The sequence below is a fragment of the Deinococcus sp. Marseille-Q6407 genome, assembly GCF_946848805.1.
GTDB lineage: Bacteria > Deinococcota > Deinococci > Deinococcales > Deinococcaceae > Deinococcus.
In genome coordinates, this window is the sequence record NZ_CAMPFU010000002.1 from 533,682 (window position 1) to 559,073 (window position 25,392).

At 68.9% G+C, this 25,392-nt stretch carries 21 protein-coding genes and 1 other RNA gene; 5 read left to right on the forward strand and 17 right to left on the reverse strand.

The window, feature by feature from the left end:
- Nucleotides 1-85: 85 nt before the first annotated feature.
- Nucleotides 86-2,440, reverse strand: coding sequence for a DNA polymerase III subunit gamma/tau (dnaX, locus tag OCI36_RS04625; protein WP_261663907.1), 2,355 nt, complete (start codon nt 2,438-2,440; stop codon nt 86-88).
- 309 nt (nt 2,441-2,749) lie between these two features.
- On the opposite strand from dnaX, the gene thpR reads away from it, so the two are divergent.
- Together thpR and recA are read left to right on the forward strand one after the other, a co-directional pair.
- Nucleotides 2,750-3,451: an RNA 2',3'-cyclic phosphodiesterase gene (thpR, locus tag OCI36_RS04630; RefSeq protein ID WP_261663908.1), complete on the forward strand. Its 702-nt coding sequence runs from the start codon at nt 2,750-2,752 to the stop codon at nt 3,449-3,451.
- A gap of 26 nt (nt 3,452-3,477) precedes the next feature.
- Nucleotides 3,478-4,587 (forward strand): recombinase RecA, encoded by a 1,110-nt coding sequence (gene recA / locus OCI36_RS04635; RefSeq protein ID WP_261664377.1) that lies wholly within the window; start codon nt 3,478-3,480, stop codon nt 4,585-4,587.
- Nucleotides 4,588-4,723: 136 nt separating this feature from the next.
- On the opposite strand, the gene OCI36_RS04640 is transcribed toward recA, so the two are convergent.
- Together OCI36_RS04640 and OCI36_RS04645 are read right to left on the reverse strand one after the other, a co-directional pair.
- On the reverse strand, nt 4,724-6,211 hold the full coding sequence (locus OCI36_RS04640; protein ID WP_261663909.1) for a CHASE2 domain-containing protein: 1,488 nt from the start codon (nt 6,209-6,211) through the stop codon (nt 4,724-4,726).
- 7 nt (nt 6,212-6,218) lie between these two features.
- Nucleotides 6,219-6,422, reverse strand: a complete 204-nt coding sequence (locus OCI36_RS04645) for a hypothetical protein (protein ID WP_261663910.1) — start codon at nt 6,420-6,422, stop codon at nt 6,219-6,221.
- A gap of 113 nt (nt 6,423-6,535) precedes the next feature.
- Between OCI36_RS04645 and OCI36_RS04650 the strand changes: the two genes are divergently transcribed.
- The gene (locus OCI36_RS04650; protein ID WP_315941244.1) at nt 6,536-8,473 is read left to right on the forward strand and encodes an ABC-F family ATP-binding cassette domain-containing protein; all 1,938 of its coding nucleotides are present in this window, start codon (nt 6,536-6,538) and stop codon (nt 8,471-8,473) included.
- Between the two features lie 88 nt (nt 8,474-8,561).
- Here the strand turns inward: OCI36_RS04650 and OCI36_RS04655 are convergent, their stop codons facing one another.
- The 3 genes from OCI36_RS04655 to OCI36_RS04665 are packed head-to-tail and all read right to left on the reverse strand — an operon-like array spanning nt 8,562 to nt 14,256.
- Nucleotides 8,562-9,791 carry a hybrid sensor histidine kinase/response regulator gene (locus OCI36_RS04655; protein ID WP_261663911.1) on the reverse strand — a complete coding sequence of 410 codons (1,230 nt, stop codon included), beginning with the start codon at nt 9,789-9,791 and terminating at the stop codon, nt 8,562-8,564.
- Nucleotides 9,788-13,312, reverse strand: a complete 3,525-nt coding sequence (locus OCI36_RS04660; protein ID WP_261663912.1) for an ATP-binding protein — start codon at nt 13,310-13,312, stop codon at nt 9,788-9,790. Before OCI36_RS04660 ends, OCI36_RS04655 begins: the two co-directional genes overlap by 4 nt.
- Nucleotides 13,309-14,256, reverse strand: coding sequence for a shikimate dehydrogenase (locus OCI36_RS04665; RefSeq protein WP_261663913.1), 948 nt, complete (start codon nt 14,254-14,256; stop codon nt 13,309-13,311). The genes OCI36_RS04660 and OCI36_RS04665 overlap by 4 nt, the downstream gene beginning before the upstream one ends.
- 165 nt (nt 14,257-14,421) lie before the next feature.
- On the opposite strand from OCI36_RS04665, the gene truD reads away from it, so the two are divergent.
- Complete coding sequence (truD, locus tag OCI36_RS04670) at nt 14,422-15,567, forward strand: tRNA pseudouridine(13) synthase TruD (protein WP_261663914.1); 1,146 nt, start codon at nt 14,422-14,424, stop codon at nt 15,565-15,567.
- The gene (locus OCI36_RS04675) at nt 15,554-16,000 is read left to right on the forward strand and encodes a DUF3293 domain-containing protein (protein ID WP_261663915.1); all 447 of its coding nucleotides are present in this window, start codon (nt 15,554-15,556) and stop codon (nt 15,998-16,000) included. The genes truD and OCI36_RS04675 overlap by 14 nt, the downstream gene beginning before the upstream one ends.
- A gap of 49 nt (nt 16,001-16,049) precedes the next feature.
- Here the strand turns inward: OCI36_RS04675 and rnpB are convergent.
- The 11 genes from rnpB to OCI36_RS04730 form a co-directional block, all read right to left on the reverse strand.
- Nucleotides 16,050-16,487: RNase P RNA component class A (gene rnpB / locus OCI36_RS04680), an RNA gene on the reverse strand.
- 17 nt (nt 16,488-16,504) lie between these two features.
- Entirely contained in the window at nt 16,505-17,263 is a 759-nt protein-coding gene (locus tag OCI36_RS04685; RefSeq protein ID WP_261663916.1) for a pseudouridine synthase, read from the reverse strand.
- A complete protein-coding gene (locus tag OCI36_RS04690; protein WP_261663917.1) occupies nt 17,256-17,696 on the reverse strand; it encodes a hypothetical protein in 441 nt (146 codons plus the stop codon). The genes OCI36_RS04685 and OCI36_RS04690 overlap by 8 nt, the downstream gene beginning before the upstream one ends.
- 138 nt (nt 17,697-17,834) lie before the next feature.
- A complete protein-coding gene (locus OCI36_RS04695; RefSeq protein WP_261663918.1) occupies nt 17,835-18,704 on the reverse strand; it encodes a hypothetical protein in 870 nt (289 codons plus the stop codon).
- Nucleotides 18,705-18,810: 106 nt separating this feature from the next.
- Entirely contained in the window at nt 18,811-20,079 is a 1,269-nt protein-coding gene (locus OCI36_RS04700; protein WP_261663919.1) for a class I SAM-dependent RNA methyltransferase, read from the reverse strand.
- Nucleotides 20,080-20,127: 48 nt separating this feature from the next.
- The gene (locus tag OCI36_RS04705) at nt 20,128-20,601 is read right to left on the reverse strand and encodes a hypothetical protein (protein WP_261663920.1); all 474 of its coding nucleotides are present in this window, start codon (nt 20,599-20,601) and stop codon (nt 20,128-20,130) included.
- 97 nt (nt 20,602-20,698) lie between these two features.
- Nucleotides 20,699-21,388, reverse strand: coding sequence for a DUF937 domain-containing protein (locus tag OCI36_RS04710; RefSeq protein WP_261663921.1), 690 nt, complete (start codon nt 21,386-21,388; stop codon nt 20,699-20,701).
- 38 nt (nt 21,389-21,426) lie between these two features.
- Nucleotides 21,427-22,719, reverse strand: coding sequence for a S1C family serine protease (locus OCI36_RS04715; protein WP_261663922.1), 1,293 nt, complete (start codon nt 22,717-22,719; stop codon nt 21,427-21,429).
- Nucleotides 22,720-22,810: 91 nt separating this feature from the next.
- The gene (locus tag OCI36_RS04720) at nt 22,811-23,443 is read right to left on the reverse strand and encodes an FmdE family protein (protein ID WP_261663923.1); all 633 of its coding nucleotides are present in this window, start codon (nt 23,441-23,443) and stop codon (nt 22,811-22,813) included.
- A gap of 152 nt (nt 23,444-23,595) precedes the next feature.
- Nucleotides 23,596-24,312, reverse strand: coding sequence for an META domain-containing protein (locus OCI36_RS04725; protein WP_315941254.1), 717 nt, complete (start codon nt 24,310-24,312; stop codon nt 23,596-23,598).
- 24 nt (nt 24,313-24,336) lie between these two features.
- Complete coding sequence (locus OCI36_RS04730; RefSeq protein WP_261663924.1) at nt 24,337-25,308, reverse strand: META domain-containing protein; 972 nt, start codon at nt 25,306-25,308, stop codon at nt 24,337-24,339.
- Between the last annotated feature and the right edge of the window lie 84 nt (nt 25,309-25,392).

Consider the following 25,392-nt stretch of genomic DNA (forward strand, 5'->3'; position numbering starts at 1 on the left):
GTCATTCTCTGCTCCGCAGCAAAGCTGTGCCAGCTTTTTATCAGATGCTCTAAGCGGCCGGACCCGCCGGGCTGGCTTTCCGGGTTTATTCGTCCTCGTCGCCGCCCTCCTCTTCGGGGGCACTGGGCGGCGGGGTCCGGTTCTTGCCGATCTCGCGGACCTGCCCAGCAAAGCGGCTGCGGATGTCCTCGTACATGGGGTGGGCGCGGATATCGCGGATGGGTGCGGCCGCACTGGCCGCTGCGGCCGGGGCAGAAGCAGCGGGTTCACCCCGCGTGGCTCCCCCCGGCGCACCACCGCCTCCCCGGCGCTCGTGGCTGGCCGGCTCGTGCGCCGGGGGCCGGGCCACGTCCGCGCTGCTGCTGCGCTCGCTGGGCGGGCCGAAGTCTTCCCAGCTGGGCTCCTCGGTGACCGGCTCGCCCAGGTACAGCTCGCGGGACGCCGTTTCAGCCGGGGTTTCGGGGGTGTGCTCGGCGGTGCCGGCCGGCAGGGGTGGCTGCTCGGCCGGGCTGTCCTGCCAGGGCAGCGATTCACCGGGCAGCGGCGCCTCGGCCATGTCGTCGGGGGTGGAGGGCGGCGCCGGGCGCAGCGGGGCCGAGTCGCGTGGCGCGGGCTGGGCCTCAGCCTCGCTGCCCTGCATCTGTTCATCCGGCCCATGGTCTTCCTGCGCCTGGTCCTGCTGCACCGGGGCAGGCCGGGCTGGAGCCGCTTCACGGTGCTGAGCCGGCTCCGGGTGGGCTGGCCCAGCGTGGCGGGCCAGGGGGTCGAAGTCATCTATCACGTCTCCTTGCGGCGCAGGGGCGGGGCGGGGTGGGGCCACCTGCGCCGCAGCAGGGGCGGGAACCGGGTCCTCGGCCACTTCGCGGGCCGCCTGCCCGCCGCCCACCGGGAACTTACGGCCGCCCCCATTGTCGGCGGTGATGATTTCCAGCGTGACGGCACCGAACACCTGTTCCAGCAGCGGGGTCAGCTCGTCCAGCTTGGTCATGATCTGCCGGGCGTGGAAGCTGCTGCGGGCGTCGTAGCTGAGGCTCACATAGCCGGCCTCGGCGTGCATGCGGGCCGGCTTGAGAAAAGCGCGGGTCTGCATGCTGGCACCTTGCAGCACATCGGCCCAGGTGCCGCTCGCCGGAGCAGCCGCCTGCGGTCCCCGGGCCGGCGCCGCCGTGCGGGCAGCCGCCGGGGCGCGGCGCTGCACCGGTTCGAAATCCTCAACCGGCGCGGCCGTGTGGGGAGCCGCTGGCGCCGCTGCGGCTGCGGGAGCACTGCTGGTCCGCAGGGTCGCCAGTTCACGTTCCAGCCGGCTCAGGCGGGCCGAGAGTTCCGTAGCGCCACCGCCCTGACCTCCCTGAGCCGCCGGGGCGCGGGCCGGCGCGCCATTCCCCTCGCCCTCGTCCGCTGCCAGCAGGGCGTGCGTCAGGGCCAGTTCCAGACTCAGCAGGTCGGCGGCGCGGGAAAAGCGGCTTTCCTGCTCGTCCAGCGCCGCTTGCAGCCGCAGCAGCCGGGGCACATCGGCGCCGGGCAGCCGGGCAGCGTCGGCTTCGGGGCCCTGGATCACGCCCAGTTCGGCGTGGAGGGCCTGCGACAGTGCCTCAACCAGACCCTCCACCACCGTGCGGGCCGCAAATCCAGCGCGGTACAGCTCACCCGCGCCGCTGATGGCCGGGGCCGCATCACCCTGCACCAGCGCGCCGGCCAGCGTCCGCATCTGCTCACCGGGCGGCAGGCCCAGCGCCTCTTCCACGCCGCGGCGGGTCACGGCGGTGCCGGCCGCCAGCATCCGCTCCAGCAGGCTTTCGCCGTCGCGCATGGCGCCGTCGGCCAGCCGTCCCATCAGGTTCAGGGCTTCCGGCTCGGCGCTCACGCCCTCCGCCTCGGCCAGTCCCTGCAGCTTGCCGGCAATCTCCTCGGCGGTCAGGCGGCGAAAACGGTAGTGCTGGCAGCGCGAGAGAATGGTGGGAATGATTTTCTCCGGCTCGGTGGTCGCCAGAATGAAAATGACGTGCTCAGGTGGTTCTTCCAGCGTCTTGAGCAGCGCGTTGAAGGCCGCCCTGGACATCATGTGCGCTTCGTCGAGGATGTAGATTTTCTTGCCGCCGCGCATGGGCGCCAGGCCCACTTTCTCGCGCAGCTCGCGCACGTCTTCCACCGAGTTGTTGCTGGCTGCGTCAATTTCCAAAACGTCGGGGTGCGACCCAGCCCGCACCGCCCGGCAATTTTCGCACTCGCCGCAGGGCTTGGGCTCCGGGCCGGTGCAGTTGGCGGTCATGGCGATCAGGCGGGCGGTAGTCGTCTTGCCCACCCCGCGCGGCCCGCTGAACAGGTAGGCGTGGCCCACCCGGCCCTGTTCCAGGGCAGTTTTCAGGACGCCTTTGATGTGTTCCTGACCCACCACCTCGTCCCAGTGGATGGGCCTGGCCCGCTGGTAAATGGCGCTCACTGCGTCACCTCAGCAGCGTCCAGGACAGAGAAAACGGAGCGAGCACGAAAACGGTTGGGCTGGGGGGTCGGCTCGGTAGTCACTGCCTCAGTCTAGCCCGCAGGGGGCCGGCAGGTCTGGAAGTCGGGCAAGCTTTGCCGCCGGGGCGCCGCCCCCAGCCCCCGCCCCGGCCCCCCCCTAGCCCTCACTTCGCTTTTCGGTTATACTCCGAGGCGTTGTTATGCCCAGAACAGAATCAACCGCTACACAACACGACACTTTCCGGACACTCGCTCTTTTCACTGCGCTGCCCGCCGTCAGGCACGCCGCGTGACGGGCCGCCGCCCCCAGGGGCACGGCCAGCAGCGGCGGCGGTCTTCCGGGCAGCATCCTTCCGGCGGCGCTGAGGGCAACCGGCTGCGGCTGTTTTATGCCCTCAAGGTGCCGGACGCTGTAGCCGCCGAACTGGCGCAGGCGCAAGGCAAGCTGCGCGGCAACTGGCGCCGGGTCGAGCCTTCGCAGCTGCACATCACCCTGGCGTACCTGCCGGGGGTGCCGCCCGAGCGGCTGGACGACCTCAAACGCCTTGGCGTGGAGGCGGCCCGCTCAGTGCCGCCGCTGGACATCCTGCTGCGCGGCACCGGCTACTTTCCCAACGAGGGCAGCCCCCGGGTCTGGTTCGTCAAGACCGAGGCCGAGGGGCTGGACAGCCTGGCCGCCGCCCTGCGCGCCGGCGTGGCCGACCTGGGGCTGGACACCGACGACAAAGCGTTCAAGGCCCATGTCACCCTGGCCCGCAAGAAAGGCCCCGCCCCGCGCCTGCCCCCGCTGGTGTTTGAAGACACCGGCTGGACCGCCGGACACGTCAGCCTGGTGAAATCGGTGCTGCGCAAGACCGGCCCCATCTACCAGACCATCTCCCGCTTTGAGTTGCGGGGCGCGCCGCTGGCCGCCGCCGCACCCGACCCCACCCCCGAGATTTCGGACCCCGCTGCACCCGCAGCTGCCGTAGAGGCACAGGAGAACTCATGAGCAGAACCGTCAAAGAACCCACCGTGATGCCCACCGACGCCAAGGAACGCCAGAAGGCCATCGACACCGCCCTGAGCCAGATTGAAAAGCAGTTCGGCAAAGGCTCGATCATGAAGCTGGGCGCCGAGAGCAAGCTGGACGTGCAGACCATCTCCACCGGCTCCATGAGCCTGGACCTGGCGCTGGGCGTGGGCGGCGTACCGCGCGGCCGCGTCACCGAGATCTACGGCCCCGAGTCGGGCGGCAAGACCACCCTGGCCCTGAGCATCATCGCTCAGGCCCAGAAGGCCGGCGGCACCGCTGCTTTTATTGACGCCGAACACGCGCTGGACCCGGTCTATGCCCGCGCCCTAGGCGTGAACACCGACGAACTGCTGGTGTCGCAGCCGGACAACGGTGAGCAGGCGCTGGAAATCATGGAACTGCTGGTCCGCTCCGGCGCGATGGACATCGTGGTGGTGGACTCGGTGGCGGCCCTGACCCCCAAGGCCGAAATCGAAGGCGACATGGGCGACTCGCTGCCCGGCCTGCAGGCCAGGTTGATGAGCCAGGCCCTGCGCAAGCTGACCTCGATTCTGTCCAAGACCGGCACCGCCGCCATCTTCATCAACCAGGTCCGTGAAAAGATCGGCGTGATGTACGGCAACCCCGAAACCACCACCGGCGGCCGGGCGCTGAAGTTCTACTCCAGCGTGCGCTTGGACGTGCGCAAGATCGGCCAGCCGATCAAGGTGGGCAACGACGCCGTGGCCAACACCGTCAAGGTCAAGACCGTCAAGAACAAGGTCGCCGCGCCCTTCAAGGAAGTGGAACTGGCGCTGGTGTACGGCAAGGGCTTTGACCAGCTGAACGACCTGGTGACCCTGGCCTCCGACATGGACATCATCAAGAAGGCCGGCAGCTTCTACTCCTACGGCGACGACCGCATCGGCCAGGGCAAGGAAAAGGCCATGCAGTACATTGCCGAGCGCCCCGAACTGGAAGAAGAAATTCGCCGCCGGGTGCTGAACACCATCCGCGCCGGCAACCAGAGCGGCGCGGAAGCGACTGCCGCCGGTGCCCAGGACGACAGCGACGATCTGGCGGCAACCCCCGCCCCGGTCAGCGAAGCGGTGGGCGAAGAAGTTGGCGCCTGAGCGCCTGACCTCTCGCCACAGGTGGGGCCGCTGAGCGGTCCCGCAGCGAAAAGACTCACAACCAAAGCAAGCCGCCCGGTCCATCAGGATTCCGGGCGGCTTGCTTTGGGGCGTCGCCATCGGGAGCGGCGTCAGCTTAGGGCTGCGGCGGCAGCGGCTCAACCACCGGCCGCAGGGTCTGGCGGGCCGCCCCGACCAGCGAGTGGGCCGATACCTCGTCCAGCGCCAGGCCTTCGGGTTTCCGCACCCAGGCGTATCCGCCGCGGGGAAGCAGCGACTGCCCGCGCAGCACCACACCGCTCACGGTCAGGGCGAAATAGTCAGCGATCTCGCGGGCTTCGGTCTCGGACTGCACCGGGTCCACGATAAATACCAGTTCGCCGCGGTCCCAGCGAAAGCCGAAGCCTTCCAGCCGGGGCACCACCGGCGCAAGGCTCAGCAGCCGCTGCAGGCTCTGGTCCACCGCCTCCTCGGCCAAGGTCACGCCAAACCGCTGCTGCAGCGCTGCGTAGCCTTCCAGCTCCACCAGGAACAGGCAGGGCCGGCCGGCGTCCGGAGCAGCAGCGGCCAGTAGCGTTTCCACCGCCTGTGACAGTCCGGCGCGGGTGCCCAGCATCTGCTCGTTAACGCTGCTGTGAAGCCGGGCGCTGCGCCGCACCAGCAGAGCTTCGGCGCCCACCAGCAGCAGCCCGGTCAGGGCGGCGAGCGAGAGGGTCACGCCCGGCAGGGCCACCCCGGCGCGCCAGAGCAGCAGCATCAGCGCCGGCAGCAGCAGTGCCTGTGCCAGCCCCCAGAAACGGCCCAGCACCACGCTCAGCCCGGCGATCAGAGCCGCCATTAGGCCCACGGCCCAGCCTGGAAAGTTCAGAAAAGGCGGTGCCAGCAGACTGGCGGCGGCGCGGGCCTGAAGTTCGCTGCCCGGCAGCCGCTCCGGGTCGGGCGAGGCCTGACCGATCAGGGCCACTTTGCCCTGCACGTCCCCGTGAGGGAAGCGGCCCGCCACCACGTCGCGGAAGCTAAGGCGTGTGTCCAGCGCAGATGGAACAAACCGGTGCAGCAGGCGGGGCTGGGATTCCAGCGGCACGCTGGCGCCAGCCGCTTGGGCCAGCCGCCAGGCCAAGCTGGGCACCAGCTTTCCCTGGGCGGTGGGGTAGGCGGTCTGAAAAGCGTAGGGCTGCAGCAACCGGCTGCTGTTCACGGCACTGAAGCCGTAGCCGGGCTGCGCGGCGCTGTCCGGCGTAGGAGCAGCCAGCACCACCCCACTGTGGGTCAGGGCCTGGACCAGCGGCGCTGTTTCCCGGCGGGCCGGGTCCAGCACCACATCCAGCCCCACGGCGCTCGCGCCGGCCTGCTGCAACTGCTCGGCCGCGCTCCGGTAGAGCTCCGGGCTCCAGGAGTTCAGGGGGCCGTAGTCGGCCAGGCTGGCGGCGTCGAGGTCAACCAGCACCACCTGACCGCCCGGCCGTGGAAACGCCTGCGAGGCCAGGCTCCAGGCTGCCGGATTGGCCGGCCAGACCACACCCAGCAGGCCGCCCAGCACCAGACCGGCCAGCAGCAGGTAAGGCCAGCTGGCATGGCGGCCCGGCACCTGCCACCAGCGCCGGGGGTTTCTCAGGGAGGTCATTCCGCCTTCACTCTCCAAACACTTCCTGGCCAGACACTTCCTGGCCGGAGCAGCGGGCCGCCACCCGCAGCTTGCCGCCACGCGCCTGGGCCTGCGCCGCACTGTTCAGCACCCTACCGCTGCCCGGCATCTGCCGCTGTGCCCGCACAGTTCCGAGCGAATGAAGCAGCGTCAAGGTAGGCGGAGCGAGTTGGGCGGCGGCTTTCCACATGCGCCGCAGTTTAAAGCCAGCAGCCCTTCCCCGTCCGTAACTCTGAGCCGGAGTTTCCCGGCCCAGCAAAGGGCTTCTGTGGGCGGCCGCCTGCCCCCGCTATACTGCCCCGCGTGCTGGTTGCCCTCAGAAGTGCCGAAAAATATTATGGACCCCACCGCGTGCTGGAAGGCATCGACTTTGCGCTGCATGCCGGCGAACGCATCGGGCTGGTGGGCCGCAACGGCGCCGGCAAGTCCACCCTGCTGAAACTGCTGACCGGAGAGGTGCTGCCCGACGGCGGCACGGTGCTGCGGGCGCCGGGGGTGCGGGTCCGCAGTCTGAACCAGGACCCCAAATTTGCCCCCGGCAGCACGGTAGACGGCGTGCTGGAAGCGGCTTTCCGCGACCTGGACGACCTGGAAGCCGAACTGAGCGAGGCCGCCGGCGCGATGGCCGACGGCAGCGAGGCCAGCATCCTGCGCCACGAGGAACTGCTGGAACAGTTCGGGCGGCGCGGCGGGTTTCAGCGCCGCAGCCGCAAGGAAGCGGCAGCTCTGGCTTTCGGCTTCCGGGGCCGCGAGCAAGAAGACGTCTCGCGGCTCTCGGGTGGCGAGCGCACCCGCCTGGGGCTGGCGGCGCTGCTGGTGGAAAACCCGGATGTGCTGCTGCTCGACGAACCCACCAATCACCTCGACATCGTAATGGTGGAGTGGCTGGAAACTTTCCTGGGCCGCTACCCCGGCGCCGTGCTGGCCATCAGCCACGACCGGGCCTTTCTGGACGCCGTGACCACCGAGACCGCCTACCTGCGGGACGGCTCCCTGAAGCGCTATCCCGGCGGCTACACCCGGTTCCGCGCCGCGCTGGAGCAGGACCTGCAGCAGCAGGCCGCGCAGTTCGCACAGCAGCAAAAGGCCATTGCCGACCTGCAGGCCAGCGCCGACCGCATGAAGGTGTGGGGGCTGGGCATGTCCAAGCTGGCGCGCCGCGCCGGGGCGATGCAGGCGCGGGTAGACCGGCTGCAGGCCAGCGCCGTGGCGGCTCCCCCACCCGAGCAGCGCACCACATCTATCACTTTTCACGCGCCCGAAAGCGGTGAGGTGGTGCTGGACGCGCAACACCTGACCCGGCAGATGGGCCAGCGCACGCTGTTCCGGGACGTGCGGGTGCAGCTGCGCCGGGGTGAACGGGTGGCGATTATCGGGCGCAACGGGGCCGGCAAGACCACGCTGCTGCGCACCCTGCTGGGCCTGGACCCTTCCGACGACCCGCGTGGCCGCACCCTGACCGGCGCCCGCGTGAGCGTAGGCTACTACGACCAGCAGCTGCGCGGGGTAGATCCGGAAAAGACGCTGTTTGACGTGGCCCGCGAGTACACCCAGAAAGACACCGACGCCCACACCCTGTTGGGCACTTTTCTGTTTCCCTATGAGCAGCACGACAAACCCACCCGCATCCTCTCGGGCGGCGAGCGAGCGCGGCTGGCGCTGCTTCAACTGGCGCAGGAGGACCACAACTTTCTGGTGATGGACGAACCGACCAACCACCTGGACATGGAGATGGTCGAGGCGCTGGAAGACGCGCTGGCCGGCTTTGGCGGCACCCTGCTGATGGTGAGCCACGACCGCGCCTTTATCGAGGCGCTGGCCGATCAGGTCTGGCTGGTGGAAGACGGGCAGTTTTACCGCTATCCTGGCTGGGAAGATTACCGCGATCAGCACGCCGCCCGACGCGCCGCCGAGGAAGCGGCTGCGGCGCCTACGCCGGCCAGAAGGGTGGCTGAAACGGCGCCGGCTACAGCCACAACAGCAGCGGCAGCCTCAGCTGGCCCCCAGACCCGCTACGCCGGGCTCAACACCTACCAGCTGGGCAAAAAGGTGGAGGCGCTGGAAGCCGACATCGAGCGGCTGGAAGCCGAGGTGGAAGCCGCCGGGCTGGCCCTGGCCCAAGCAGCTCCGGACGCCGACTTTGCCGAACTGGGCCGCGCTGCGCACACCCTGGAACAGCAGTTAGAAGCCGTGATGCAGGACTGGGAAGAAGCCGGCGCCGAGCTGGAAGGGCGCAGCTGAGCGGGAAAAAAGCAGACAGAAAAGCCTAAGGCCGCCGCCAGCACAGTAACGCTGGCGGCGGCCCTTTAGGGAAGTGTGAAGAGCGCAGTTACTCCAGCGCTTCAGCCTCCTGCAATTCGCCGAGGTCGCCGGGTTCCCAGACCTCGTCCTCTTCTTCCAGCAGCGGCAGCCGGACCCGGAAAGTGGCGCCGCCGCCGGGGGTGTCCACCACGTCAATCTGCCCGTGATGACCGATCACGACCTGCTGGGCGATGGTCAGGCCCAGCCCAGCCGAGCCGGCTTCCTTGCCACGGTAGAACTTGTCGAAGATGCGCGGCTTGATGTCGTCGGGGACGCCGGGGCCGTGGTCAATCACGCAGACCTCGGCAAAGCCCTCGGCGCGGCGGGCTTCCAGCGACACCTGCTCCGGCGAGCCACACACTCGCACCGCGTTGCCCACCAGATTCACCAACATTTGGGTCAGGCGGCCGGGGTCGCCCAGCACTTCCAGCGGCCGGTCCAGCAGCCGCGCTTCCACCTGGAAGTCGCGGCCCACCTGCTCGACCAGCCGGTCCAGGTTCACGAAATGCATTTCGATCTCCTGCACCAGTTCACCGCGCGAGATCTGCAGCAGGTCGCCCACCAGCCGGGTCATGTTTTCAGCCACCCGCCGGGCGTCCGAGAGGGTCTGCGAGGAGCCTTTTTCACGTTCCAGCCGGTGCAGGTAACCCAGCAGGGCGGTCAGCGGCGTGCGCAGTTCGTGGCTGGTTTCGGCCAGGAAGGTGCGCTGCATGGTCAGCGCTTCGGACAGCTGCTGGGCCTGCACTTCCAGCCGCTGGCGCTGCGCCTCGGCCACGCCGCGCAGCCGCTCGACTTCCTCCAGGCGCTGCTGCAACGACAGGTTCAGTTCGCGCACCGCCTGCTCGGCCATTTCCTGGCGGCGCAGGCTGTCGTATTCGGCAATGGCCCGCTTCACGCTGGGGGCGAGGCGTTCCAAGCGCTGCTTGAGAATGTAATCGGTCACGCCCTGGCGCAGGGTGTCCACCGCGATTTCCTCGCCCATCGCGCCGGTCACGATCAGGAACGGCAGGTAGGGATCGTGCTCCTCGGCTGCCCGGAAAGCCCGCAGGCCGTCATAGCTGGGCAGCGCATAGTCGCTGAGAATCAGGTTGGGCGAGAAGGTTTCCAGCTCGTGCAGGAAGCCGGGCTCGTCCTCGGCGCGGCGCACTTCCAGCTCCCAGGGCAAGTCGGCGCGCAGCGATTCCACCACCAGCTCATGGTCAAGGTCGTTGTCTTCCAGGTGCAGGACCCGCAGCACACGTTCGGTGTCGGCAGTCATGCCTGGGGTCCTTTCGCGCTGTCATCGCTGGGCAGCGCGGGCTGTTCGGGCCGGGGCTCCAGCGGCAGCGTCACGGTAAAGGTGGCGCCCACGCCCGGCTCGCCCTGGGCCGCCACCTGCCCGCCGTGGCGCATGATGATGCGCCGGACATTGGCCAGCCCGATGCCGGTGCCCTCGAATTCGTCATTGCTATGCAGTCGCTGAAACACACCGAACAGTTTATCGGTATAGCGCGGGTCAAAGCCCACACCATTGTCACGAACCCGGATTTCGGCCATCTTGCCTTCCTCGGTGCTGTCCACCTGAATCAGCACCTCGCCTTTGGTGCGCGAGTATTTCAGGGCGTTGCTGAGCAGGTTGGAAAACACCTGTGCCAGCAGCCGCTCGTCGCCGTAGACGGTGGGCAGCGGGCCCACCTGCAGGGCCACCTGCCGGCCCTCGCGGTCAGGCTGCAGCGCCTCCCACACCCGGCCGATCAGGGCGCCCAGGTCCACCTGCTGTTGGCGCAGCTCGGCGCGGCCGGTGCGCGAGAACTCCAGCAGGTCGTCAATCAGCTGGCCCATTCGCTGGCCCGATTCCAGAATCACGTTCAGGTAGCGGTCGGTCTGCCGCGAGAGGTCCTCGTTTTCAGCCTGTAGCTTCTTGCGCAGCAATTCCCCAAAGCCGGTCATGTGCCGCAGCGGCGTGCGCAGGTCGTGGCTGACCGAGTAGCTGAAGGCTTCCAGCTCGCGGTTGGCCTCGTCCAGCTCGTGGGTGCGCTCCTGCACCCGCTGCTCCAGCGAGCGGTTGAGGTTCTGCAGGTCCTGCTGCGCCTGAATGGCCCGCTGGCGCAGGATGTCGTTGTCGAGCGCCAGGGCGAAACGCTGCGCCAACTGCCCGGCCAGGGTGTAGTCGCGCGACTGCACCGGATGCAGGAAGGCCAGTCCCAGCATGCCGCGCAGGCTGCCGTCATGCCCCAGCAGCGGCAACGACAGGAACTCGGTGACACCGATCTGGTGCAGCAGCGGCGAGGCCCGGTCAATAAAGCTCTCGCGGCGCTGCGCCGCCTGACAAACCAGGCCCTCGATGGTCTGCATCAGCTCCGGCGTCAGCGGATACTCGTCTTGGTAGCTCTGACCCAGCCAGTGAACCTGCCAGCGGGGCGCCGCACTGCCCGCGCCTGCCGGCCCAGCGGAATCATCCGGGCTGGCAGGCGGCAGGGGGTCGAGCCGCCACAAGGCCGCCGCCGCCCCCAGCGACTCGGCCAGCAACTCGACCGCCATCTGGTAACTGCGGCGCTGAATCAGCAGCTCGTTGCCCTGGCTGGGCGGCGGCGAGAGGGCATCGGAAATCTGCACCATCAGCCGGGCACTGAACTCGGCCTGCACCTGATCGTCCACATTGGTGGTGGTGCCCACCCATTCCACCACGTCGCTGCCGTCTCCCAGCAGCGGCACGGCCCGCACCACGTAGGTGCGGTAAAGACCCTCGGGCCCCACCATCTGCACCTCGACTTCCAGCGGGCGGGAGAGCTCGCGGGCCTCAGTCACGGCGCGGCGGAACTTGTCCAGATCGTCCGGGTGTACCGGCTGCGCCAGTTCGGCCAGGTCGGCCGGAGCAGGCAGGCCCGGTTGCAACTCGTACCAGCGGCCATTTACATAGGTGATGTTCCACTGGGCGTCCGCTGTCCAGACCAGCTGCGGCATGCCGCTCAGGACCAGGCGGTAATGGTCCTGCTCGGCCACCGCCCGCTGCTCGGCCAGCAGGCGGGCATGCACGTCGGTCGCCACCGCGATCCACTCGTTCACCTCGCCGCTGATGGTGGCCAGCGGCGCCACCTTGAGCGACACCCAGCGCCAACCGGGCGCCGGCGCCTGTGGCTCCTGCTGGTGCAGGAACAGTGCCTCGGGGGTGCGCAGCGCCAGGCGCACATCGGCCTCACGCTGCTGGCCCAGGCTGTACGTCTCTTCCCAGAGCCGGTCGTAGGTGGCCTGGTCGTCCGGATGCACCTGCTCACGCACCGCCGGCCCGCTCAGCAGGTCGCGGAACTGCTGGTTGGCATAGGTCAGCCGGCCCAGGCGGTTGGACAGCCACAGCACGTGCGGCACCCCGTCCAGCGCGGCGCGCGACTGCTGCTCTTGATCGCGCAAGCGTCGCTGGGTTTCCAGCGCCTCGCTCACGTCGCGCAGCACGTGCAGGTAGCCCAGCAGTTCCTGGCCCTGGCCGACCACCCGGCTGCGGCTCATCTCGCCCCAGAAGGTCTGGCCGCCGGGACCGTGCATGCGCCGCACCACCTCGCTGTATTCCTCGGGTGCCTCGTCGGAGAACAGGGCGCGGCGGTTGCCGGGTTCATCTACCACCGTACGGTCACGCACCTGATCCATGTGCTGCCCGGCCACCTCGCGGAAGCTCAGGCCCAGCAGGTCCAGGTAGCGGCGGTTCATCATGCGCACAAAGCCGTCGGGGGTGGTAAAGGCCGCGCCGCCGTCCATCGCCTGAAAGATGGCCGAGAAGTCGGCCCGCGACTGTTCCAGGTAGCTTTGCGAGGCGCCCAGGTCCAAGTTGGCCTGGTGCAGCCGGCGGTTCAGCCGCAGCTGGTCGCTGACCAGCCGGTGCGTCAGCAACCCGGCCAGCAGGCCCATCATGAGCACCAACGGGGCCAGCAGGCTGGACGGATTGCTGAGCGTCAGCTGCGGCACCCGCGCCTGCAGGGTCCACTCGTGGCCCAGCCGGTTCACCTGGGTGGTCAGGCCCTGGCCGGCCGCCTTGTCTGACACAAACTTGTCTGGCACGGAGTTGTCTGGCACAGCGCTGTTCGGCGCAGCGCTCCCAGTCACAGCGCCGCCTGTCATAGAGCTGTTCAGCGGCTGACCGTTCATCAGAATCCGGATGCGCTCGTTGGGCATCGGGGTCAGCTGCCCCACCTCCTGCAGCAGCTGTTCCACGTCGACCAGCAGGTACAGCGCGCAGGAGGTCGAGCCTGCCATCCGGGCCGGCGCGCACGGCTGAATGATCATCAGCGAGCGGTACTCCTCGCCGCCCGGTACCCGGCTGCGGGCAGTAAACGGCGCCGTGATGTGAATGGTGCCGTCGGCCATCGCCGCGTTGACCTCCTGACGGATTAGCTCACCGGCGCCGGGGCTTACCTCTACCGTGCCGAGCTGCAGCGGCGCGGCCGAGAGCCGCTGGCCGGTGAAGCGCAAAATACTCATCTGGTGCACGCTGGGAAAGTACTGCTCCAGATGCAGCCCGTTGACGAAAGTGCCCAGGCTGGTGCCGGGCACCTTGTCGGCATACAGGAAGGAATAGCCCGACAGCAGCAGGTTCTCGTAATCGGACAGCCGGTCACTGAGGACCTTGGCATGCAGATCAAGGTGATTGCGCGTTTCGGCAAGCTGCTGCTGGCGCACGTAGGTATGCACCGCCAGCGCCGAAATCAGCGTGACCAGCACAATCAAGACCAGCAACTGGGTCGCCAGCGAAATCTGCAGCCGGGGGGAGAAGCGCCGGCGCTTGTCCACTGACGGAGTAGGGGCCGTCATGCCTCTGCGCCTCCGGCCGCCGCACCCTTGACCTCTGTACCTCTTACCTCTGCACCTTCTGCGGACTGAGCCAACTCACGGCGGGCTGCCGCCAGCAGCAGGCCGGCAGCGGGTCGCTCGCCGGTCCAGCGCTCGAAGGCCAGGGCCGCCTGATGGGCCAGCATGCCCAGCCCACCCTCGCTGCGGACTCCCTGCGCCCCGGCGTCGCGCCGCAGCCGGGTGAATTCGGGGCGGTAGACCATGTCATACACCAGTGCGCCGGCCGGGAGCTGCTGCCACTGCTCCGGCGACAGCTCCAGCGGGGTTTCGTCGGGCCGGGACAGCCCCGCGCTGCTGGCGTTCAGAATCAGACCGGTCCGGCTCCAGTTCACCGCGCCGGCAGCTACGGCCTGCGGCGTCCAGCCGGGCTGCCGCCACTCGTCGGCCAGGGCCTGTGCCCGCTCAGGGGTGCGGTTGAGAATCAGGGTGGGCACGCCCCATTCACGCAGCACCCACAGCGCCGCGCGGGCCGCGCCCCCGGCGCCCAGCACCACCGCCTGCGTCTCCGTGCCCGCCGAGCCAGGCCGGTAGCCGGCATCTTCCAGCGCCGCCCGCAGGCCCGGCGCGTCGGTGTTGTCGCCGCACAGCTGGCCCCCTTGCCAGAACAGGGTATTGACCGCCCCGATGGCGCGGGCGGCCGGCGTGAGGTCATCCAACAGCGCCATCACACTCACCTTGTGCGGCAGGCTGAGGTTGGCTCCGGTCACCGGGCCGCCGGGGCCGGCCTGGGCCGCCGCGTCACGCAGCGCCTGAATGCGCCCGGCCAGCTGCTCCGGCGGCACGTCCTCCGCGCGGTAGGAGCCGGCCCACCCCACTGCCGCCAGGGCCGCCTGATGCAGCGCAGGAGAAAGGGAATGGGCCGCCGGGTGGGCGAAGAGAAAGGCGCGGAGTTCCGCCGTAGGCATGCTGGCCAGTCTAATACAGCCGGGTGAGGACGCCCCACGTCGCTGCCCCCCAGGGCGGGTGCTCCCACTTTGCAGGCGGCGGCGTCCGCCCTGCCCTCACCCACTCCGCCCTCGCCCACCCCGCCCTCACACGCTTTGGCCCCGCGCTCGTCTAAGCTGCCTGACGTGAGCTTCCAAGCGTCTTCCGACTTCCCGGTTCCAGAGTCCTCTGCCTCAGCCCCCCTGACTTTTCGCTGGAGCGCCCTGGCGCGGCTGGGCGGCCGGCCCGCCGAGGAGGGCACCGGCGGGCAACTGCGCCGTGAACTGGCCGACTTTCAGGTGGAAGAACTGCCGCTTTATCCGCCCAGCGACGAGGGCGAACACCTGATGATTCATCTGCGTAAATCCGACCACACCACCGCGCACGTGATCCGCGAGCTGAGCCGGCAGCTGCGCGTCAAGGACCGCGACATTGGCAGCGCCGGCCAGAAAGACCGCCACGCCGTGACCACCCAGTGGCTTTCGCTGCCGGCCGCCGCCGAAAGCCGGCTGCCGCACTTTGCGCTGGAGGGGGTGGAGATACTGGAAACGGCCCGCCACACCAGCAAGCTGGGCCTGGGGCACCTCCAGGGCAACCGTTTCCGGGTGCAGGTGCGCGGCGCGCCCGGCACCGCCGAGCAGGCCGCCGCACGGCTGCGCGAACTGGAAGTCCAGGGCATTCCCAACTATTTCGGGCCACAGCGGTTTGGCCTGGGCGGGCTGAATGCCACAGAAGGCGTGCGGGTGCTGCGCGGCGAATCGGCCATCCGGGACCCCCGGCTCAAGCGCTTTCTGGTGTCGTCGCTGCAAAGCAGTGTGTTCAACGCTTACCTCAGCCTGCGGCTGGAGCGGGGGCTGTTCGACCGGCTGCTGGTCGGCGACCGGGCCAAGAAGCACACCACCGGCGGCGAGTTCTGGGTGGATGACCCGGCCGAAAGCGAGCGGGCCGAGCGCGGCGAGGTAAGTGCGCTGGGCAACCTGTTCGGCAAAAAGAGCAAGCCACTGCGGGCGGCCGGCGGCGAACTGGAGCAGGCCGCGCTAGACCGGCTGGGGCTGGACCCGGCCGAACTGACCGCGCTGCGCGGTGACCTGCGCCTGACCCGGGTGTTTTTTCTGGAAGCGCCGCAGCTGACCCCCGAGCCGGACGGCTACACGGTGCAGTTCGCGCTGCCACGCGGCAGTTTTGCCACTGCCGTGCTGCACGAACTGATGGGCGGCGAGGTGGACACCCTGGCGCTGCCACCGGCCAGGACCGCTGCTAACGCTGAAGCCGAAACCAATGACGACACCTGACCCGCAACTGCAGCGCGCCTTCTGGAGCACCAGTTATGGCACGGCCAGGGAGCGGGGCTGGCTCGCCCGGCAGCCTGGCCTGCCGCCGGGGTGGGCCACCGGCCGCTGGGGCATCGTGACTGCCTGGAATCCGCAGGGCTGGCAGGCAGACCGGGTCACCAACCAGGAGCGGCAGGCCGCACTGGAACAGCAACTCCAGAAACGCGGCCTGACTTTCCTGCCCGGGCACAACGGCGAGGGCGAATGGCAGGAACCTACCTGCCTCATCGCCAGCATCAGCGCGGAGGAACTGGCAGCACTGGGCACGGCTTTCGGTCAGGCGGCAGTGCTGCACGGCACCGGCCCGGGCGGGCAAGCCACGCTGCTGTGGCTGGACAAAGGCGGCGTGTATTGCCGCGAAGCCGGCTGGGCAGTGCGGCAGCGGCCCGACTGAAGGCTCATCTACCCCAAAGTCCAAAAAAAGCGCCTCCCACACGGGGAAGCGCTGCCGGGAGACGATAAGCTGGGTTCTGTCCTGTTTCCAAAAAGATACAGGGACGACCATCTCTCTGGGACGCCTGTTGCCAGACGCCTCTAGCGACCATCCTAGCGCTGCACACGGGCGGGCCGCCCTCACGCACTATCGGGTCTTGCACCGGATGGGGTTTACCAGCGCTCCCGGTCTCCCGGGAACCTGGTGCGCTCTTACCGCACCGTTTCACCTTGACCCGTGTCCTGCCACGCCTGGCATTGGTAGACGCGGGCCGTCTCGTTTCTGTGGCACTGTCCTTCGGCTTCACCGCTTTTCCCCGCCGCAGGCGCGCGGCAGGGACGCTGGGCTCGCCGACCAGCCGTTAGCTGGCATCCTTGCCCTGGGGTGCCCAGACTTTCCTCACCGCGCAGGTTTTGACCCCTGCGGGCGCGGCCGTCTGTCTCCCGGCGCGCCAGTCTAGCAGATTCAAAGCCACAGGCGGCGGGTCAGGGCTTCTTGCTGCGCCTGCTCGGGGGTTTGCTGCCCTGCATCCGGCTGCAGCAGCCAGGCCAGCTCCCGCGGGCCCAGCTGGGTGTATTCGCCGGGGCCCAAGTCGCCCAGCCACAAGCCGCCGACCCGGAAGCGCAGCAGCCGGTCTACCGGGCAGCCCACCGCCGCGAACATTCGGCGCACCTGCCGCTTGCGGCCCTCGCGCAGCAGGGCCAGCGCTCCGCCGGGAGCCGGCTCCACCTCGGCACGGGCAAAGCCGTCTTCCAGCTCGACGCCGCGGCGCAGTTCGGCCAGCTCGGCGGCACCGGGCCAGGGATCGGACCAGACTCGGTAGATCTTTTCGTGCTCGAAGCGGGGATGGGTCAGGCGCATGGTGAGGTCACCGTCGGTGGTCAGAATCAGCAGGCCCTCGCTGTCTTTATCGAGTCGGCCCACCGGATGCAGGCCCGGCACCGGCGGCATGGCGTCCAGCACGGTACTGCGGCCCAGCTCATCGTGGGCGGTGGTCACGAACCCAGCCGGCTTGTGCAGCATGTAGGTGACCTGCGCGGCGGGCGCCGCAACCGGCTGACCATCTACCGTGATGTGGTCCTCCGGCTGCACCCGCTGGCCCAGCGACGCCGCCGCACCGTTGACCTTGACCCGTCCAGCTTCAATCAGGTCCTCGGCAGCGCGGCGGGAAGCGACGCCGGCGCGGGCCAGGACTTTTTGCAGGCGCTCGCCACCCTCAGTCATGGCGCACCACGGTGTCCGGCTCGCGGCTTTCCGGGTCTGGTCGGCCCGGCGCCACTGGCCCAGCCGGAGGCCGCGGCGAAGCCTGACCGCTGCCGGCCAGCAGCCCAATCAGGCCCAGCACCAGCAGCAGCGCCGCACCGCCCAGCAACAAGTTGTGTCCAAACGGCGCCAAGTCCAGCCGCAGGGCGGCCGCCCCCAGGGTGGCGGCCAGCAGCAGGTTGCCGGCCACCAGATTGACCCGGCCGGTGGGGTCGGCGCGGTAGCCGCCGTACAGCAGGCCCAGGCCCCAGGCTGTCAGCAACGCGCCGGTGCCGCGCACCAGCCACAGCGGCGAGGCACCGATCAGGCTGGCGGTGGGCTGGGGCAGCCAGTACAGGCCCAGCCCCAGAGGCAGCAGCAGCAAGGCAGTCAGCCAGAATGCAAGACGTAACACAGCGCCCAGTGTACCGGTCCGGGCCACGGCGGAAAGCAACCGGAGTCCGGGCCGGGGCAGGCCAGCTTTACTGGGACAAGACGCGCAGCAGCAGATTGCCCAGGAACTGCTGGTTCGGCTGCTCGCTCAGGCTGAGGGTCAGCTCGCGGGCGTCCTGGCCCGGGCGGGCCGGCTGGGTCCACAGCGAGGTGGCAGCCGGCCCGCCTCGGTCCAGCCCTGCTGCTTCAGCTGCGCGGCGAAGTGATCATGCAGCGCGGCCAGCGTGATCTTGCCGCGTAGCTCGCTCGACTGCGACCACTCGCGGTCGCTGCCGCCCGCGCCGCCACTGCCCACCGTCACCCCGGCCGGGGCGCGCAGGGCCGGCTGCCCAGTCACTTCCAAATCGGGCAAATCGGGGCTGGTGCGGCGCGGGCGGCTGGCCTGCCGTACCGCATCAGCGCCCTTGGTCACCCAGACATTCAGCGGCCGCTGGCCCTGGCGGCCCGGCTGAGGCAGAGGGACCAGCTGAATCACGGTGGGTGGCTCGGTGCGGTAAAACACCTGTGAGCGGCTCGCGCCAGCCTCATTTTCGGCAGGTAGGAAGCCCGTGGGGCCCTCTCCAGTGTCCCAGCCAGGCTCGTGGCCGCGCTGCCAATCGGGCTGCGCCTGATAAAAAGCCGCCAGCGCATCCGAAGACAAGGCAGTGTCCAGATACACCAGGGTGTTGCTGTCAGGAGTGCCGCTCTGCACGTCTCCGAACAGCGACCCCACCACCCGGGCGCCCGGCGGCAGCGGCAGGGTCAGACCCGCCGGCACCTGCCCCACCAGATAATTTCCGCCCAAAACCCGGTCCAGCCGCTCCAACACGGCAGCCCCGGCCGGTGCTGGAGCGGCTGCCCGGGCAGGCTGCGCGGTGGTCGGCGCGGGCGCGACCGGAGCGGCTAAACCGCCGGCCAACGCGTGCCCGGTTCCCAGGCCAGCCACCAGCAGCAACGTCGCCCCGTAGGCTTTCCATCCTGTTTGTGTCATGTCTCCAGGTTAAGGGCTATTTGCCACCTACGGAGAGCGCCCAGCTGACGGCCCCTTTATTTTCCCGCTGGAGATTTAGCTTCCCGCTGGGCGGAGCGCAGCTTCCTCAGCGCTCCAGCACACTGACCACTTCGACGTGGCTGGTTTGGGGGTAAAAGTCGTGCGGCACGGTGCGGCCCAGGCGCCAGCCACGGCCCACCAAGTCGCCCACGTCGCGGGCCCAGGTGGCCGGGTCGCACGACACATATACCAGCCGGTCGGCGGTCGAGGCCTGGATGTGGTCGCGCACCGCCGGGTCCAGGCCGGCGCGGGGCGGGTCCACCACAATCACCTCGGCGCTCAGTTCTTCAAGGTCCTCGGCGGCGCCCTGCTGGAAAGTGATGTTGCGGATACCGGCTTCACCGGCGGCCTGCCGACCACGGGTCAGCGCCTCGGCCGAGCTGTCCAGCACCGTCACCTGCTCGAAGCTGCCGGTGAGGTGCCGCGCGATGGCGCCGGCCCCGCCGTAGAGGTCGGCGGCGTGGCTCCCCTGCCCGGCCAGCTCGGCCACCTGCCGGTAGGCCAGGCCGGCGGCGGCCGGGTTCACCTGCGAGAAGCCCACCGCGCTGACCGGCAAAATCACGTCCCCGAAGCGTTCCGGCACACTGCTTTCCCCGGCGATCAGGCGCACGCCGGCGCTGAAGCGCTTGCCGGCCGGCGCCGCCAGACTGACGCCGGCGGCGCCCAGGTCCATCAGGTGATCGGCGGCGCGCAGATAAGCGCGCGGCTCGCCGGGGCCGATCAGGGCCGCGACCATTTCGCCGGTCAGAAACGACCCCCTCACCGCAATCTCCTGGGCAGGTGCCAGCTGCGAGACGTCCAGCCGGTCGAGCAGCTCGGCCACGAACGGTGCAATCAGGGGATCGCTCTCGATCAGGCGGGGGCTATGTGCGCGGCGCTCACGGTAGGCCAGGCCCTGCGGCGTCACCAGATACTGGGCGCCACTGCGGTAACCCAGCTGCGCGGGGCTGGGCACCGTCTCCTCTACCCGGTGCCCGCTCAACTTGGCGATGCGGGTCAGGGCTTCCACCACAAACTCGCGCTTGTAGCGCAGCTGCGCCGGGTAGCTGGCGTGGGCCAGGTCGGTGGTGGGCAGGCTAGACCCGCTGACCCGGTCGGGGCTGGAGGTCAGCACCTCGGTCACGCGGCCCTGACGCACGCCCTTGCCACTGCGCACTTCGGCACGCACCCGCTCGCCGGGCAGGGCGCCGCGAATCAGAATCACGCCGGATTCGTCGCGGGCCAGCCCCCAGCCGCCCGAGACCACTTTCTCGGTAAGGTAAATGGTGTCGGGGCCAGAAGCAGGAGTAGGGGTAGGGTGCGAGGTTGGCTGCATGCAGCGCAGCTTAGCGCGTCTGACAGGACGCCGAGGGGGACCGGCAGCTCATTCGGCGCCGGGCGCGGGCCGGCCACCCGCCGGCTCGAAGCGGGTTTCCGCCACCCGGCCGCCCACGTCATAACGCACCACCAGCCAGTCGTCGGTGTCGCAGCGGGCGGCCGTAAAGCCGCAGCCCACCCGGTAAGCCTCGGTGTCCGGCGCCGGAAAAGCGTCACCGGATCCCAAGCGGCCATGCACCTGCGCGCGGAACGGCCGCTCGGCTTCCAGCCAGTCCTGCGCGGCGTAGGCCATATTGCGGCGTGGCTGCTGGGTGCCGCTGCTTTCCGGCAACGCCGCTGCCTGCCGCCAGCCGGCGTCGTCCAGCGCCCAGTAGTGGGGGCCAGTGCCGGTCAGACGCCACAGAGACACCCCACCACCCAGCAGCGCCAGCAGCAGCAAGAGAGCGACTGCGGCCCCAAGCCGCTGGGGCCAGCCTCTGGGCACAGACACCCGGGGGGTGGTGGGAAGAGCCGGACGCATCCTGCTTTCCAGTATGGCGGTCCGATTGACGATTTTCTGACAAAGGCCCGAGGATAAGGGTCACCCAAACCCGCCCCAGCCCACTCCAGCCCCGCAGTCAGGAACAGCGGTGGCCCAGCATCTCCACGATTTCATTCAGGGCGCTGCCGTCACCGTCGCGGTCCAGGGCGCGGTTGAGGCTCCCGAGCAGGCCGCCCAGACCGCCCGCCGCGCTTGATTGTGGCGCGGGTGTGGTGGTCTGCGCGGAAGAACCACCCGGCTGCCCGGCTGCCACCGCAGGCGCGCCAGAGCCGGCCAGCAGGCCACCCAGTACGCTGGTCAGCACAGCCGTGATGTCGGAGCCGGCCGGAGCAGGAGCCGTATTCTCCGCAGTCGCGCCGGCCGGACGCTGGCGGTTCAGGTAATTCAGCACCAGCGGCGCGGCAATGCTCAGGATCTGGAGGGCCAGCTGCGGGTCAAGGCCCGAGCGCTGGCCGACCACGTTGGCCGCCGCCTGCTGCTGCGCCGGAGTGCCAAAGATGTGGCCCAGGATGTTCTGGCCGTCCTGCAGGTCCGGCAGCTGGCCCGAGCGGGTGAACTGGTCCAGCGCCGGGCCGTCATGCTGCGCCACGGCCTGCTCCAGCGCGGCGGCCTGGGGCTGGCCCTGCTGGGCGTTGCGGGTCAGGGCTGCCAGCAGCAGCGGCACGGCGGCCTGCAGGGCGTCCTGGGTCTGCTCGGGAGAGGCACCCAGGTGCTGGCCGATCTGCTGGGCCTGAGCTTGTCCGGTCAGAAGTTGAAGAAGGTCCATAACCGGCAATATATGGGGCCCCCCGGAACCAGCTGGGCTCAGTTGAAGTGGAAATCGGTCAGTTTCAGCTTCAGCTGGCTGGTCTGCTTGCCGCGCTGCACGCTCAGGGTGACCGTATCGCCCACCCGCTTGCCGATCATGGCGGTGCGGATATCTTCCGAGCTTTCGATCTTGTGGCCGTCCACCGCCGTGAGGATGTCCGAGTCGGGGCTGGGCACCACCGTGCCGTCGTCGCGCCGGACCGCCTCAGTGGCGCGTAGACCGGCCGTCGCCGCCGGGCTGCCGGGATAGACCCGCGTGACCAGCACCCCGGCGCTCGGCAGACCCGAGGCCTGTAGCAGCTTGGGATCGGCGCTGCTCAGGTCCAGCATGGACAGCCCCATTACCGGCGTTTTGATGTGCTGGCCGGCCTGCAACTGGGGCAGCAGTTGCTTGACGGTGCTGACCGGAATGGCAAAGCCCACCCCGGCGCTCTGACCCACGCCGCCGGTCAGAATCTGGGTGTTGACGCCCACCACCTGACCGGCCGAGTTCAGCAGCGGGCCGCCGGAATTGCCGGGGTTGATGGCCGCGTCGGTCTGGATCACCGGCTGCAACACGTCACCCACGCCCACCGGAGCCTGACGTTCCAGGCTGGAGATAATGCCTTCCGACACGCTGAAATCTAGCCCGAACGGCGCACCCAGCGCGATGGCTTTGAGGCCCACTTCCAGCTGCTTGTCGTCGCCCAGCGGCAGGGCATGGATTTCGCCCTTGGGCAGGTTCTTGGCGCGGATCAGCGCCAGGTCGTAGTCGGGAGCGGTGCCCACCACCTCGGCCGGGTAGGAGCGGGCGTCCTTGTGCAGCCGGATATTGATTTCGCTGGCGTCCTGCACCACGTGGTAGTTGGTCAGGATATCGCCGCTGTCGGTTACGAAAAAGCCGCTGCCCAGGCCCTGAGCTTCCTGGGGCTGCTGCGGCTGGCCCTGACCCTGGTGGCCGAACAGCTGGTCCAGCATCTGCTGCTGCAAGTTGGGCTGCACCGTGCTGGTCGTTTCCACGAACACCAATCCGTCGGAGCTGGAACGCACCACGCCGGCCGTATTCCGCTCGGATTCGGTGCGGGCCGCGGCGCCGTCACCGCTCACGCGGGCCGCCGGAGCTGCCTCCGCCGCAGGGGCCGGGGTCTGGGCCGCCGCCTGGGCCGGGCTGGCCGTGGCCGTTTCCGAAGCAGCGGGATCGAGCCGCACCACCTGGGCCGGCTCTCCGCGCAGCTCGGCAAACTGATAACCGCCGTAAGCGCCGGCCGCGAGTAGGGCGGTAACGCCCAGGACAGGAAGGACTCTGTTCATGGCGCCATGCTGCGCTCAGGGCGTTACAACTTGGTTAAAGGTGTTCGTGCCCTGCGCGCTTTTCATGGGCCAGCCAGGGGCAAGCAGTGTTCTAGCGGTAATAAGCTCCCGATAAACAGGCCGGGCACAGCACCCGCTCCCCGCGCACCGCCCAGCGCTCGTTGAGGACTTCCTCGCCGCAACTGCTGCACACCTCGCGCTGGCCCGGCGCACTGATCAGGCCGGCCAGGTCAAAGTTCAGCTCCACCTCGCGCACGCTGAGCAGCTGGTCGTCGGGCCAGTTGCGGTAAGCATCCAGATACGCCTGATAGCGTTTCTGCCCTTCCGGGCGGGCGGCGCGCACCCGCTCACGCAAGTCGGTCTGCGGCCAGATACGTAGGGCCTGCCCGCTGCGGGTGTCCACGAAGGTGGCCGCCACCCGCCCGTAGTCCATCAGGCGCAGGGTCCGCCGGCCCAGCCAGCACCCGCTGGCCGCCGAGAGGCCGTCGGCATAACAGCCATCGGTTTCGGCCAGCACCAGCACCCGCTTGTCGGTGCGGGGAAAATCCAGCCCCAGCAACTGTCCGGCCAGCAGCGCCGAGCGAACCCCCAGCAGCTGCCGGGGGCACAGGTGACCGTGCAGCGCACTGCTCTGGGTCAGGACGGCCGCCAGGCGGCGCGGGTCTGGCGCGGTGCCCGGGAGGAACGAAAAAGGCGGCGGCGAGAGGGGCCGGGAATCAGCCATGCCTCCAGCCTAGTTCATTGCGGCTGCGGAAGAGCGCGGAGCGACAGCATCTACAGCTGCATCAAAAGTGGACGCTGGAAAACAGGAAAAGCCGCCAGGCCTCATCGCAGAGGCCGGCGGCAGAGAGACGAAAAGCTGGCTATAGAGCCGCTTCAGTCGTGGCGGAAGACCCAGTCCACGCCCCCGCTGCTGAGGGTCAGGGTGTCGCCGCTCCGGGTCAGGGTCGGCGCGGCGTTCAGCGCTGCCGAGAGGCTAGGCAGATTCTCGGTGCCGGCGCAGAACATCAGGGTACCCACGCTAGGTTCGTTCAGGCGCAGGGAATCGCCGGTCCATTCGTAGGCGCCGCCGAAAGCGTTGCAGCCGTCAGACCCGCCCAGGGTGGCCCGGCCCTGAGCGTCACGAGTAAAGCTGAGGGTCACCGGGCGCACAAAGGCGCTGGTCTCAAGGACCTGGCCGTCGCGGCGCAGCTCGGTCAGGGTGTAACTGCCGCTGAGCTGGCCGCCCGCCTGAGTGTCCGGAACAGTACCGGCCGGCTGGGAGGCCGCGTCACCGGCCGAATCAGTCACCGGGGCCAGTTGCAATTCGCCGCGGCCCGAGCGCAGGGCCAGGGCGTCGCCTTCCCGGGACAGCTTGACCGGCTCGCTGAACAGCTGGGCTATCCGGTCCTCGTTGGCGGCCAGGTCGGGTGGGCAACCCATCATGGTGGTTCCCAGGGCTGCGAAGGTCCAGCCCTGGCCTTCCGGCCGACCGCTACCCAGCAGGCGGTTGCAGCCGGCCTTGCCACTCAGGCGCAGGCTGCCGTCCGGCTGTGGCTCGAAGCTGAGGGTCAGGGCCGGATCCAGGGTGATGTCCTGGCCGTCCAGGCGCAGCTGGGTGCTGCGGTAGCTGGCTGCCTAGTCAGTCGCGGCTGCCGGGGTTTCGCGTTCCAGCACCATTTCACCGCCGCTGGAGCGCAGGGTCAGCAGGTCGCCACTCGCCTGCACCTGCACCTTGCCTTGCAGCACGCTGCTCAGGGCCTGCTCGGCACGGGCCTGTTCGGGGGAGCAGGCCATCCGGGTAGAGCTGACCCCACCAAAAGTCCATTCCTCGGACTGGCTGCTCTGAGCCTGGTTCTGAACCTGGGCCTGAGTATTCAGCCTGTTGCAGCCCAGCGTACCGGACAGCTGCACACCGTCCGCCGACCGGGTCAGGTCGAAACGGGCGTCCTGGCTGAGCGGCACCAACTGGCTGCCCACCGTCAGCGAGCGCACGGTCCAGCCCTGGGCTGCGCTCTGCTCCTGGCCATTCTGGTCCTGATCGTCTTGATGCTGGGTGCTCTGATTCTGCGGTGCCGGGGTCATGTCGGTCTCCTGGGTCGCCGGGCGCGGCGTCATCTCACTGCCCAGGTTCAGGGCCGGGCCGCTGCGGCGCAACAACAGATCACCGCGGGTGCTGCTGAGGGTCAGCAGTTCTCCGTCCAGCGAAAAATGGGTCAGGTGGTTCAGGCGGTCCAGGAGCGCAGTTTCGGTGCGGGCAGACTGTGGGTCACACAGCGCGCCAGTCACGGCCAGGTTGGAGGTCACCATCACCTGGCCCCGAGCAGCGTAACGGCCGCTCAGAGGGTTGCAGCCGGTGTCGGCAGACAGCTTAGAGCGGCCGTCCAGCATCAGGGTGGGCGCCTGGCCTCCGGCAGCCGGCAACGCCGCATCAGGACCCACCACTGTCCAGGTGCCGGCCAGCGCGGCAGGATTTGCCGCAGTCCAGGCGACCTGGGTCTGGGTAGGCTGAGAAGCTTGGGCGTCCTGCGTCTGGGCCGCTGCCGGACTCAAGCCCAGCAACAAAGCGGCACCAAGCAACTGGCAATTCAGCAAAGTTCGGGAAGTCATGAGAACGATTCTTCCATTTTACTCTGATGCTGAGGTGATGGTCAGCTGAACCATTTCTCCTGAATTGGCAGGCATACCACAAGA